This is a genomic window from Frigoribacterium sp. RIT-PI-h (assembly GCF_001297205.1).
Taxonomy (GTDB): Bacteria; Actinomycetota; Actinomycetes; order Actinomycetales; family Microbacteriaceae; genus Frigoribacterium.
The window spans coordinates 1-11855 of record NZ_LHOZ01000016.1 but is presented as its reverse complement, the minus strand read 5'-3'; the positions used below and the strand labels follow the sequence as shown (position 1 = coordinate 11855).

Annotated in this window: 10 protein-coding genes; 5 read left to right on the top strand and 5 right to left on the bottom strand. The window is 70.7% G+C overall.

Annotation, left to right across the window (positions count from 1 at the left end; genetic code table 11):
* Window positions 1-192 precede the first annotated feature (192 nt).
* The 3 genes from AEQ27_RS00960 to AEQ27_RS00950 form a co-directional block, all read right to left on the bottom strand.
* Window positions 193-1257: an ABC transporter permease gene (locus AEQ27_RS00960; protein WP_054144979.1), complete on the bottom strand. Its 1065-nt coding sequence runs from the start codon at window positions 1255-1257 to the stop codon at window positions 193-195.
* Window positions 1254-2255 carry an ABC transporter ATP-binding protein gene (locus tag AEQ27_RS00955; RefSeq protein WP_152970067.1) on the bottom strand — a complete coding sequence of 334 codons (1002 nt, stop codon included), beginning with the start codon at window positions 2253-2255 and terminating at the stop codon, window positions 1254-1256. The genes AEQ27_RS00960 and AEQ27_RS00955 overlap by 4 nt, the downstream gene beginning before the upstream one ends.
* 219 nt (window positions 2256-2474) lie before the next feature.
* Entirely contained in the window at window positions 2475-3305 is an 831-nt protein-coding gene (locus AEQ27_RS00950; protein WP_054144977.1) for an oxidoreductase, read from the bottom strand.
* 160 nt (window positions 3306-3465) lie between these two features.
* On the opposite strand from AEQ27_RS00950, the gene AEQ27_RS00945 reads away from it, so the two are divergent.
* Window positions 3466-4686, top strand: coding sequence for a glycoside hydrolase family 76 protein (locus AEQ27_RS00945; protein WP_082383122.1), 1221 nt, complete (start codon window positions 3466-3468; stop codon window positions 4684-4686).
* 14 nt (window positions 4687-4700) lie between these two features.
* Window positions 4701-5603, top strand: a complete 903-nt coding sequence (locus tag AEQ27_RS00940; protein WP_054144975.1) for an ROK family protein — start codon at window positions 4701-4703, stop codon at window positions 5601-5603.
* Between the two features lie 60 nt (window positions 5604-5663).
* Here the strand turns inward: AEQ27_RS00940 and AEQ27_RS00935 are convergent, their stop codons facing one another.
* Both AEQ27_RS00935 and AEQ27_RS00930 read right to left on the bottom strand, forming a co-directional pair.
* Complete coding sequence (locus AEQ27_RS00935) at window positions 5664-7439, bottom strand: class I mannose-6-phosphate isomerase (RefSeq protein WP_054144974.1); 1776 nt, start codon at window positions 7437-7439, stop codon at window positions 5664-5666.
* A 112-nt stretch (window positions 7440-7551) separates the two neighbouring features.
* Window positions 7552-8610 carry a LacI family DNA-binding transcriptional regulator gene (locus AEQ27_RS00930; RefSeq protein WP_054144973.1) on the bottom strand — a complete coding sequence of 353 codons (1059 nt, stop codon included), beginning with the start codon at window positions 8608-8610 and terminating at the stop codon, window positions 7552-7554.
* Window positions 8611-8707: 97 nt separating this feature from the next.
* On the opposite strand from AEQ27_RS00930, the gene AEQ27_RS00925 reads away from it, so the two are divergent.
* The 3 genes from AEQ27_RS00925 to AEQ27_RS00915 are packed head-to-tail and all read left to right on the top strand — an operon-like array spanning window position 8708 to window position 11784.
* The gene (locus AEQ27_RS00925) at window positions 8708-10012 is read left to right on the top strand and encodes an ABC transporter substrate-binding protein (RefSeq protein ID WP_054144972.1); all 1305 of its coding nucleotides are present in this window, start codon (window positions 8708-8710) and stop codon (window positions 10010-10012) included.
* Complete coding sequence (locus tag AEQ27_RS00920; protein ID WP_082383124.1) at window positions 10009-10956, top strand: carbohydrate ABC transporter permease; 948 nt, start codon at window positions 10009-10011, stop codon at window positions 10954-10956. Before AEQ27_RS00925 ends, AEQ27_RS00920 begins: the two co-directional genes overlap by 4 nt.
* A gap of 9 nt (window positions 10957-10965) precedes the next feature.
* The gene (locus AEQ27_RS00915) at window positions 10966-11784 is read left to right on the top strand and encodes a carbohydrate ABC transporter permease (RefSeq protein WP_054144971.1); all 819 of its coding nucleotides are present in this window, start codon (window positions 10966-10968) and stop codon (window positions 11782-11784) included.
* The last annotated feature ends 71 nt before the right edge of the window (window positions 11785-11855 follow it).

Here is an 11855-nt window from a genome sequence, read left to right as displayed (position 1 = left end):
CATGGGAGCCGGGCCCCCCGCGCCCGCCGCTCCGCCCCTGCCGGGGCCGGCCGGCTCGGGGCCGGCCGCCGGCTGAGACCCGAGGCCGTCCCGACCCGGGGGCGGGCCACCTGCAGGAGGCGCGGTGCCGCCTGAACCGGCCCCGCGCCTCCTGCAGGCGGTCGCGTCAGCCGCGGCCGAGTGCCGCCTCTCTCATCGTTCGCGGTCGTCCCAGAGGAAGAGCTTGGCGGCGAGAGCCGACACGACGACGGTCGTGCCGAGCATCATGGCCCAGAGGACGTAGACGCTCGCGAAGCCCTCGGTACCCGTCAGGTCACGCCCTGCGGCCTGCATGAACCAGGTCGTCGGCAGCACGTCCAGTGCCACGAGGACGCCGTCGGGAAGGAAGTCCTTGGGGAAGACGTCACCCGAGGCGAAGAGGGCGAGCACAGGTACGAGCACGCTCACCTGGTTGATGATCTCCGCGTTCCGGGACCGGGATGCCAGCAGGTATGCGAAGGCGAAGAACATCAGCAGACCCAGCACGAACGTGACGACGAGCCGCAACGTGCTCGCCAGGTCGAGGTAGCCGAGCGACGCGGCGACGGCGACCACCACGGCGCCGACGACGGCCCCCAGCCCGAAGCGGACCGGAGTCTGGGCCGCGATGAAGGTGAGCTTCCGGACGGGTGTGGTGCCGAGCAGGCGAAGGGTGCCCCGCTGTCGGAGCGACACGACGGGCACCGCCGTGCCCATGAACGTGATCGCCATGAAGCCGATCGCCGCCACCCCCGCGAGGTTCGACCGCAGCAGGTCGAGTTGCGGTGCGCCCGTGTCGTCGACGACCACGACGTCGCCCGGGGTGTAGCCGCTCTCGCCCACGGCCGCGGCGACGGCGATCCAGCGCGGAGCGTCGTCCGAGTCGAGGGTGATGAGCGCGCGGTCGGAGTCGACGGTGACGACGGCGTTCGTGTCGGCGGACGCGGTGGCGGCGGAGGAGGCCGGGATGCCTGCGCGCTCGAGTGACGCGAGGACGTCGTCGACCACGGGTTGCTCTCCACTCACCGCGATCACGGGGTCGGGGCGGTTGCCGTAGTTGACGACGAAGTTCAATCCGACGATGAGAAGGAAGAAGAAGAAGAACATGAAGAGGATCGAGAACGACCCTTTTCGATCGCGGTAGAGCTCTTTGGCGTTCCATGTGCTCAACTCGGCGAAGGCCGAGCGGACGGCGACGGGCTCGGCCACGTCGCTCCGTCGCGTGCCGGTGGCGGTCATGCGTGGCTCCCGTCTGTGTCGCCCTGCGTTCGGGACTCTCGGCCGGTCGTCGACACGAGATCGAGGAAGTAGTTCTCGAGCGTGCTGCGCTGCACCGTGAAGTCCCGGGCTCGGATGGTGGAGCGGAAGGTCACGGCTCGCATCACGGAATCGGGGTCCTCGGTCGTGATCTCGATCTTCCGCCCGTCGGGCACGAGAGACTCCTCGAAGGACGTCACCGTGATGGCGGCACGCAGGTCGGCGATGTCCGCGTCGACGTCGACGACGAACGAGACGGTGCTCATGAGACCGCTCAGCCGCACGAGCTCCGCCGGTGAATCGAGCGCCTGGACGGCACCGTCGACGAGGATGGCGACCCGGTCGCACACCTGCGTGGCCTCTTGCATGTCGTGGGTGGAGAAGAGCACGGTGACGCCGGCATCCCTCAGCTGCCGGACGACGGCGAGGAGACCCTGTTTGGCCTTCGGGTCGAGGCCTGCCGACGGCTCGTCGAGCACGACGATCTCGGGGTCGCCGATGAGGACGACTCCGAGCAGGAGGCGCCGCAGCTGCCCGCCGGAGAGGTCCCGGGACCAGGTGGTCGCCTGCTCGACGAGGCCGATCTCGTCCATGACCTCGGCGACGGGCCGAGGGGACTCGTGGAACGACGCGTAGAGCCGGAGTGTCTCGACCACGGAGAGGGTCTCGAAGAGGCTGGCCGATTGAGGTTGCACCGACACCCGGGACGTGATGAACGCCCTGGCCGAGGTGGGCTCGTGCCCGAGCACCGAGATCGAGCCGGAGTCGATCCGCCGCAGGCCGACGATGCTCTCGAGCAGGGTCGACTTGCCGGCACCGTTGGGGCCGAGCAGCCCGAAGATCTCGCCACGGGACACCCCGAAGGTGACTCCCCGCAGGACAGGAGAGCCCGCATAGGACTTCTCGACCGCTTCGACCTCGACGACCAAGGGGCGACCCGTCGGATCGCCGTGACGAAGGGGGTGGTGAGTCCTCGTCATGGTCTTCCTCCCTGGGACGCCTTCGACCCATAGCCGAATGCAGAACTGCAGTTTCATCGCAGCCATCAGTCACGTTAACCCGCACAGGAGTCACGGACCAGAGGCCAGAGGCGATTTCAGCCTCGCGACGGAGGCGCGGTGCAGGCCGGACCGGCACCGCGCCTCCTGCGGGTGGTCGCGTCGCCCGCGAGCGGAGCGCGCTGCTCGCGAGACGGACCCTCAGGCGCCAAAGTCGGTCGCGCGGCTGCGGTCGGCCCACGTGTCGACGTCACCGCGGAGGTCGTCGAGCGCACCAGTGACGATCTCGACGGCGTCCGAGCCGAGCAGCAGCAGGTACGGCGCCCGGCCCGACTCGACCGCGTCGACGAGCAGGCGCGCGCCGGCGGCGGGGTCGCCGGGCTGGGTGCCGTCCGAGGTGTCGGCCTCGATGCGGCGCTTGCCGGCCGTCTCGGCGTAGTCGGCGATGGGCGTGGCGGACTGCGTGAGCGAGCGGCCCGAGAAGTCGGTGCGGAACGAGCCCGGCTCGACGACCGTCGCCGTGATGCCGAGCGGGGCGAGCTCGGTGCGCAGGGCCATGGTCATCTGCTCGAGGGCGGCCTTGACGGCGCCGTAGTAGCCCGAGCCCGGGCCGGTGCGGCGGGCGCCGATCGACGACAGGTTCACGATCGTGCCGCTGCGACGGGAGCGCATGCCGGGCAGCACGGCCTTGATGGTGCGCACGCTGCCGTGGAAGTGCGTGTCGAAGAGGCGCGCCACGTCGGCGTCGTCGCCCTCCTCGACGGCGGAGCGGTAGCCGTAGCCGGCGTTGTTCACGAGCACGTCGACGCCGCCGAACCGCTCGGTGGCGAGGCCGACGGCCGCGGTCACCTGGTCAGCGTCGGTGACGTCGAGCGCGGTGGCCACGGCGTGGTCGGGGTGGGCGTCGGCGATGTCCTGCACGGCGGAGGCGTCGCGCGCGGTGACGACGACGTCGTGCCCGCGGGCCAGCGCCTCCTCGGCGAAGGCGCGCCCCAGCCCCGTGGAGCATCCGGTGATCAACCAGGTCGACATGTGGTCTCTTCTCTCTCGTGCGTCGCGGTCGCTGACGCGCCGCCCCCAGACAACCAAGGAGGCGCGGTGCGCGTCAGGGGTCCGCCGCCCGGCTCTGGACAACGACCGCGGGGCTGCATATGGTAACGATACCAACCACCCCTCGAAGGCAGGATCGTCAATGGTGTCCACTCTGCATTCCCCGACGCGCCGAGGTGCTCTCGGAGCATTCGTCGCCCTCTCGCTCGTGACCGGCCTGACCGTCGCCGGGCACCCCGCCGAGGCCGAGGCTGCGACCTCGCCCGATCCCGTCTGGCAGACTCGCGCGTCGATCTCGTACGACGCCCTGCAGGACCACCTCTACACCGGCGCCGCGGGCCACGGCCTCTACCGCGAGAACACGAACACGGCCGAAGGCAACCCCTGGTCGTTCCTCTGGGAGTACCGCGAGGCGACCCAGGCCGCCCTCGACCTGCAGGGCCTGCCGGGCGTCGGCCCGGCCTACGCGAACTCCGCCCGGGCACGGGTCGACGGTCTCGAGAACTACTTCGCCGTCGCGCCCGGTGGGCGCCCCGGCTACCAGTCGTACCTGCCCGCCCCGCTCGGCACGGGCGGCGACGTCTACTACGACGACAACGGCGTGGTGGGCCTGTCGTTCATCAGCCAGTTCCACGCGACGGGCGACCCGCAGTACCTCGACCGGGCCCGCGCCGCGTTCACCATCGCCTCGCGGGGCTGGAACGCCGACCCGACGCTCGCCTGCCCCGGTGGGGTCGACTGGATCGACACCGCCGACAACACGACGCGCGGCGCGAACGTGACGGGCCTCGCCGCCCAGCTCGCGGCCCACCTCTACGAGGAGACCGGCGAGAACGCCTACCTGCGCTTCAGCACGCAGGCCTACGACTGGAACGAGTCGTGCCTGAAGCAGTCCCCCGGGCTCTACCAGAACAGTCGGCACGACGACGGCACGGTCGACCCGACGCTGTGGACGTACAACTCGGGTGCGATGATCGCCACGGCGACGATCCTGTACCGCGCGACGGACGACCCGACGTGGCTGACCAAGGCCACCGACGACGCCCGCGGCTCGCTCGCCTACTGGGGCGCCGAAGGCCGTCTGCAACAGCAGCCCGCCATCTTCAACTCGTTCTACTTCAAGGACCTCTTGCTCCTCGACTCCGTGCAGCACGACCCCGCCTATCGCGCGACCATCCAGGAGTACGCCGACGCCACCTGGCGGGACAACCGTGACCCCGCCACCGGGCTGTTCCACTTCCAACCGAGCGGCGGCGGCGACTACCTGCCCGAACGCCCTGCGGCCACGCTCGACCAGTCCGCCATGGTGCAGATCTTCGCGGCGCTCGGCTGGTCGTCCGACCGCCTGGGCCAGATCAGTTGAGCAGCGATCAACGGATGGTGGCCCCCGTCGGCGTCGTGGACGTCGGCGGGGGCCACGTCACGGCCGCAGTCGTCATCGACGGTCGGCTCACCGACGAACACCGGGCCACCCTCGACCCGCACGCGGCCCGCGACGTGTTGCTCACCCGGCTCACCGAACCCGCCTCGGACGCGGCCCGCGCCTCCGTGTCGGCCGGTCGCCCCGCGCCGACGCGGTGGGTCGTGGCGCTGCCCGGCCCCTTCGACTACGACGCCGGCCGCGGCAGCTTCGACGGCGTCGACAAGTTCGCCGCCCTGTCCGGCGTCGACCTGCGCGCCTCGTTCGCGGAGGCGCTGGGCACGTCCCCGGCGTCGGTCGGGTTCGTCAACGACGCCGTCGCGTACGCCGTGGGCGAGTGGTCGTCCGGCGCCGGTGTCGGCGCCGGCCGCTTGATCTGCGTGACGCTCGGGACGGGGGTCGGCTCGGCCTTCCTCGTGGAGGGTCGGCCCGTGACCGACGGTGCCGGAGTGCCCCAGGACGGGAACGTGCACACACTCACCGTCGACGGCCGCCCTCTCGAGGAGACGGTCTCGACCCCGGCGCTCCGCACCGGGTACCGGCGACGGACCGGCGACGACCGTACCGTCGAGCAGATCTGTGACCTCGCCAGAGCCGGCGACCCCGTGGCGAGCGACATCGTGACGGCGACCTTCACGGCCCTGGGCGACGCCCTGCGGCCGTGCGTCGACGGGTTCGGGGCCGAGGCCGTCGTCGTGGGCGGTGGCGTCTCACGCTCGTGGGATGTGATCGGCGCGCCCCTCAGGGCAGGCCTCGGGCAGGGCGTCCCCGGCTCGGCCAGGGGGCGCACCGTCGCCCCCGGCACGCTCGGCGACCACGCACCCCTGCTCGGCGCGGCCAGCTGGGCCGACCAGAACTGACCCGGCCGGGCCGACCCGGCCAGGCCGACTGGCCCAGCCGAGCCCGCCCCGCCGGGCCGCTCACTCGTCCCTGGCCGTGCCCCGCACCGATGCCTTGACGGTCCCCAGCCGCTGCCCGACACCGCGCCCGTACGGGCGGACGGTGTACGGCCCGACGGCCGCCGGCACGATGAACGTCTCGGCGTAGTGGACCACGAAGGGCTCGAACGCCCCGGTCGGACTCTCGACGACGGCCTCCGCCCCCTCGACGAGGTTGAGCACGTTGACGGTGCCCCGGGTGTCGTGCGGCACGACGTCGTCGAACCAGTGCCGACGCACCTCGATGAACTCGAGTTCGTGCAGCCCCGTGCGCTCTTCCACCCAGCCGTCGCCGCGCGCGACCTCGGTCACCTGGTCGACCAGTTCGTCGCGGGCGAACCGCTCGTCACGGTCCCACTGGATGTTGGCGAGGGCGTGATCGAGGTGGACCGGCCGCGGCACACCGTCGAGGCCCAGGCGTCCCCAGTCCCACATCTTGAAGGTGAAGATGTACGGCGTCGCCGAGATCTCGAGCACCATCGAGTCGGAGCCCGAGCAGTGGACCGTGCCGGCCGGGATCAGGAAGTGGTCGTGCTTCGCGGCCGGGAAGGCGGCGACGTATCGTTCGGCGTCGAACGGCTCCCCGCCGTCGGCCGCCGTGCGCAGCGCCGACTCCATCTCGCCGCGGTCGACGCCCTCGCGCAGCCCGAGGTAGACGACCGCGTCGTCCGCCGCGTCGAGCAGGTAGTAGCTCTCGTCCTGCGTGTACGGCATGCCGAAGACGTCCTGCATGTAGTCGGTCAGCGGGTGGACCTGCAACGAGAGATTGCCGCCGTCCATCGTGTCGAGGAAGTCGAAGCGGATGGGGAACTCTGCCCCGAACCGCGCGTGGGTCCGGGCACCGAGCAGCTCGCGCGGGTGGCGGAACACCAGGTCGAGGGCGGGCAGCTCGACGACCGTGTCGTCGACGGAGAGCAGCAGGCTGTTCTCCTCGGGCACGCAGTCGAAGCACCAGGCGTAGTTGCTCTCGTCGCCGACCTCGAGGACCGTCTTCATCCACTGCCCGCCCCAGACCCCGGGATCGAAGAAGGGGACGACCCGGAACGGTCGGCGCGAGGCGATCTCGAGGCCCGCGAAGAAGGTCCGCGCCTCGACGAGCTTGGCACCGGCCATCGAGTCGTTCGCGTCGAGCACGAAGTCGAGCCGGTCGAAGAGCGCGCGCTTGTGCCGGTCGGCCGTCCGCCACTCGACGAAGTACCCGCGCTTGACCTTGCGCAGTTGGTCCTCGTCGCCGTTGTCGGCCCGCCAGTTGGGCGCCCCGGCACGCTGTCGTCGTTGGATCTCCCACCGCGCGAGGTCGGCGAGCACGACCACGTCGACGTCGACCGGGACGAGGGCGGCACCCCAGCCGTAGAGCACGACGTGCCCGTCGGCGCGCTCGACCTCGTCCGCCACGGCGGCGAGACGGTCCGCGTCGTAGAACTCGTCGAGCGTGTGGTGGCTGAGCACCCCGAAGACGCGGTCGTCGGTGAGGTCGCGCGCGATGAGCGCGTCGATCTCGTCGGTCGTGCGGGCCGCGGCCTCCTCGACGTCGATCAAGGAGGCGCGGGGCGCGACCGCCTGCAGCTCGCGACGGAGCGCCTCGAGGTCGCTGCCGGGGTAGGTGTCGACGGCCAGCACGACGCCCGGCCCGAGCAGGTCGGCGAGCCGGCCCCAGGCGTCGGGGCCCGTCCAGGCCCGGGGCCCCCCGGGCAGCTCGATGGCGGGGGGCTTGTCGTAGGCGCCGGGGACGACGCCGGCGGGGACGGAGGTGGTCATGCTCGCCTGCTTTCGTTGATAACGTTACCAACACTAACGGACGGCCCGGACGGCAGCAACGGCGAGCACACGGTGGGCCCGGTCGAGGGCCGCCCGAACCGGCCAGGCGGTCTCAGTGGTGGACGATGTGCACCGGCAGCTCGACGAGCTGCGGAGGCTCACCCTCGGTCGATCCGTCGAGGCGCGCCAGCAGCATCCGCGCCGACGCGCGACCCAGCTCGAGGGGGTCGTGGTCGATCACCGACAGCGGGACGGGCGCCATGTCGGCGAAGTCGAACGAGTCGAAGGCGAACAGTCGCGGCACCGCCGCCCCCTGCGAGCCCGATGCCCGCTGCGACAGGGCGCGCAGCACCCCCACGCTGATGCGGTTGTTCGCGGCGAAGATCGCCGTGGGCGGGTCGTCGGTCTCGAGGAGGTCACGCGTCACCGCCTCGGACGCCGCAGCCTCCTGCAGCCCGAAGACGACCAGGTCGTCGTCGACGGACAGCCCGCGCTGCTCGAGGGCAGCCCGGAAGCCGGCCAGACGACGACGCCCGGTCGAGACCGTCTCTTTGTTGCCCAGGAACGCGATGCGTCGGTGCCCCTCGTCCAGCATGTGGGAGACCGCCTGCCGAGCCCCCTCGACGTCGTCGATCAGGACGGCGTCGGCCTGGACGCCGTCGACGGTCCGCGAGGCGAGGACGAGCGGGACGCCGGCGAGCCGCTCGGGCAGGAAGCGGTCGGCGTCCCCGCCGACGGGGACGACGACGAGGCCCTCGACCTGGCGCCCGAGGAAGTCGGACAGCAGCTGGCGCTCGAGATCGGAGTCCTCGTTGGTCGTGCCGACGAGGATGCGCCGCCCCGTCGCGGCGACGACCTGCTCGATCCCCTGGACCACACCGGCGTAGTAGGGGTTGGCGATGTTCGTGATCATGACGCCCACGAGACCCGAGCGGTGCCCGGGCCGCAGGCTGCGGGCGTTCTCGTTGCGGTGGTAGCCGACCTCGGCGACGACCCGCTCGACGTGTTCACGCAGGGCGGGTCGGACGTTCTTGCCCCCGGAGAGCACCCGCGAGACGGTCATCGGACTGACGCCGGCCACCCGCGCGATGTCTTTCACCGTGACGGCGGCCCCTCGGCCCGTACCCGTCGGACCGGTGTCGGCCGACCGTGATCCTGCCCCTGCCGCCATCCCCCCAGATATACAGGCCCACCTCCGCTTGTCAAACCTGGAGGACTGTGGCACGGTGTTGGTAACGTTATCAATTCAACGACGAACGGAAACGACCATGGCCCACCCGATCCCCGGCGGCCCCACGGTGACCCGGCGCACGGCACTCGCCCTGGGTGGCGTGGGGCTGCTGACCGCGACCCTGGCGGCCTGTGCCCGCGGCACGGACACGCGTCCGTCCGCCCCCGGCACGGTCACGCTGAACAGCGACAACCCCACCTGGGGCCCCGGCTACGACGCCGCGTCCGACGTGCTGGCGGCGCGCATCGGCTACCGCATCACCTCGCGCTCGATCGCCAGCGTGGCGAACTACAACCAGGTCATCCGCATGACGGCTCAGACGAACAGCACGACCGACCTGATCAAGTGGACGAACGGCTACCGCCTGCAAGACATCGCCCGGGCCGACATCCTGACCGACCTCAACGATGTCTGGGACGACGCCATCGGTCGCGGGTGGGTCGACCCGGCCCAGCGTGACTCGTTCACGTACGAGGGCAAGGCCTACGGGGTCCCGCTCTACAAGAGCTACTACGCCGTCTTCTACAGCAAGCGAGCTTTCGCCGAGAACGGCATCGACGTCCCCACGACCTTCGACGACCTGATGAGCGCCGCCCAGACCCTGAAGGACGCCGGCATCACCCCGTTCCTGGCCCCTGGCGCGACGACATGGGAGTCCGAGATCTGGTTCATGCAGCTGCTGGCCTCGATCGACCCCGACTACTACGCGGCCGTGACGACGAACGAGGCGAGCTACGTCGACGACCCGGCCCGCGAGGCCATGGGCCTCTGGTCGACCATGTACGCCGACGGGTTCTTCTCCGCCCCCGACGTCACGTCGAACGACCTGCCCGGTCTGGTGTCCGAGGGCCGCTTCGGCATGATGCTCTACGGCACCTGGTTCGCGAACACCCTGCTGGCCTCCGGTCTGACCGACGACGACATCGGGTTTTTCCGGGTCCCTCCCCGCACCTCGTCGACGGCCCCGGCCGTCATCGTCGAGAGCGGTTCCCTCTCGGTGCCCGTCAAGGCCCACCGACGCGACGCGGCCGTCGACGTCGCGCGCAACTGGCTGTCGACCGACGTGCAAGAGGCCTGGGTCGGATTCCTGGGCGACACCAGCCCCAACCCCGCGGCCCTGCCGAAGTCCGACCTCGTGAAAGTCCTGGCCGCCGACATCGCCGCGAGCAAGCCGACCGAGCTCATCCGCTACTGGGAGGCCTCACCGACGCCCCTGGTCGAGGGCAACGTGCAAGACCTGGGGTCGTTCATGGTGACCCCGAGCACGCAGCACGGCGAGTCGACCCTCCGGTCGATGGAGGCCCGGGCCCGCACCGAGTGGAAGATCTGGGACGCCGCATGACCCTCACCCAGCCCCCGGTCCCCCGAGAAGCCGCGGCTCCGTCGGGCGACCCGACCCGCGCCTCCGTCGTCGTCCCGCATCGTCCCGGCCGGGCGCCGCTCGCCGGCGCGGCCTTCCTCGCACCGGCGGTCGCGCTCGTCGTGCTGCTGCTCGTGGTGCCGTTCGCGTTCACCATCTACCGCAGCTTCTTCGACGACAACGGCTTCACCCGCACCTGGGTGGGGCTCGACAACTACACGGCCATGTTCGCCGACCCGGCGTTCGGCCAGTCGGTGCTGAACACGTTCTTCTGGGTCGTCGGCACGCTGGTGCTGCCCGTGGGCCTCGGCCTCGCGATCGCCGTGGGCACGTGGAAGCTCAAGCTGGGCGCCGTCGCCCGTTTCGCGGTGATCCTGCCGTACGCGATCTCGGGGTCCGCCACCGCGGTGGTGTGGACCTTCATGCTCTCGACCGACGGCGGTCTCGACACGCTGCTGCGCCTCCTCGGGCTCGATCCCCTGGTGTCGCAGTGGCTGCTGCAGTGGCCGCTGAACACCGTGATGATGATCGTCGCGACGACCTGGCAGGCGACGGGCGCGTGCGTCATCCTCTTCCTCGTCGGCCTGCAGTCGATCCCGCCGAACACGCTCGAGGCCGCCCAGCTCGACGGCGCCTCGGGCTGGCGACTCTTCCGGTCCGTGACCTTCCCCCAGCTGCGGCCCATGACGATCGTCGTCGTCGGCATCTCGATCGTCGGCAGCCTCAAGGTCTTCGACCAGGTGCTGCTGCTGACCAACGGCGGGCCCGGCACGGCGTCCGAGACGCTCGCGCTGACCATGTACCGCGAGACCTTCACCCTGTCGCGCTACGGCTCGGGGGCCGCGGTGGCGGTCTTCCTCACCGTCGTGGTCGTCGTCGCGTCGTACGCCTACCTGCGTCGCCAACTGCGGCCGGCGAGAGACTAGGAGCCCCCGATGACCAAGACCTCCCGCCGCGTGCTCGCCGTCGTCCTGACGGTCACGTCACTGATCTGGCTGATCCCCTCGTGGCTGCTCGTCGTGAACGCCTTCACGCTGAGCAGCGAGTACTCGGGCACCCCCTCGTGGTGGCCGACCTCGTTCTCTCTGATCACCAACATCCGGACGGCGTTCGAGAACGCGAACGTCGGCCAGGGCATGCTCAACAGCCTGCTGTACTCGGTCGTCGGGGCCGGGGCCGCCGTGTTCATCGCCTCGCTGGCCTCTTTCGCGGTGACGATCATGCCGCTCAAGCGCCCGACGCTGTGGTTCTGGGTCATCTACGTCGGCACGATCCTGCCGCTGCAGGCGTTCCTCTCTCCCCTGTTCACCGGCTACGCCGCGGCGTCGCTGTTCGACACGCAGTACGGCATGCTGCTCGTCTACGTCGCCCTCACGATCCCGTTCGCGTTCTTCGTCGTGCGGGGCCACATGACGGGCCTGCCGAACGAGGTGCGCGAGGCGGCGTCGCTCGACGGCGCCGGCTGGGCGCGCATGTTCTTCCAGGTGCACCTGCCCCTGTCGACGAGTGCGCTGATGGCGGCATTCGTCTTCCAGTTCACCTGGATCTGGAACGACCTGCTCTTCGGCCTGACCCTGTCGTCGAGCTCGAACATCCGGCCGGTCATGGCGACCCTCGCCGACCTCACCGGCAACTACTCGACCTACGGCCCGCCGGTCGCGCTGGCCGGCGCCCTGGTCGCCTCGCTGCCGACGATCATCGTGTTCTTCTCGTTCCAGCGCTTCTTCGCCCGCGGGTTGAACCCGACCGCGTGAGGCCGACCGCGTGACGCCGACCGACTGAACCCCACCGTCCGACGCGCACCGCGCCTCCCCCACGTCACCGC

Bases quoted from the DNA above. Each gene is read 5' to 3' on its own strand.
- AEQ27_RS00920 (WP_082383124.1), top strand. From the start codon at position 10,009: ATGACCCTCACCCAGCCCCCGGTCCCCCGAGAAGCCGCGGCTCCGTCG.
- AEQ27_RS00950 (WP_054144977.1), bottom strand. From the start codon at position 3,305: ATGTCGACCTGGTTGATCACCGGATGCTCCACGGGGCTGGGGCGCGCC.
- AEQ27_RS00935 (WP_054144974.1), bottom strand. From the start codon at position 7,439: ATGACCACCTCCGTCCCCGCCGGCGTCGTCCCCGGCGCCTACGACAAG.
- AEQ27_RS00925 (WP_054144972.1), top strand. From the start codon at position 8,708: ATGGCCCACCCGATCCCCGGCGGCCCCACGGTGACCCGGCGCACGGCA.
- AEQ27_RS00955 (WP_152970067.1), bottom strand. From the start codon at position 2,255: ATGACGAGGACTCACCACCCCCTTCGTCACGGCGATCCGACGGGTCGC.
- AEQ27_RS00915 (WP_054144971.1), top strand. From the start codon at position 10,966: ATGACCAAGACCTCCCGCCGCGTGCTCGCCGTCGTCCTGACGGTCACG.
- AEQ27_RS00945 (WP_082383122.1), top strand. From the start codon at position 3,466: ATGGTGTCCACTCTGCATTCCCCGACGCGCCGAGGTGCTCTCGGAGCA.
- AEQ27_RS00930 (WP_054144973.1), bottom strand. From the start codon at position 8,610: ATGGCGGCAGGGGCAGGATCACGGTCGGCCGACACCGGTCCGACGGGT.
- AEQ27_RS00960 (WP_054144979.1), bottom strand. From the start codon at position 1,257: ATGACCGCCACCGGCACGCGACGGAGCGACGTGGCCGAGCCCGTCGCC.
- AEQ27_RS00940 (WP_054144975.1), top strand. From the start codon at position 4,701: ATGGTGGCCCCCGTCGGCGTCGTGGACGTCGGCGGGGGCCACGTCACG.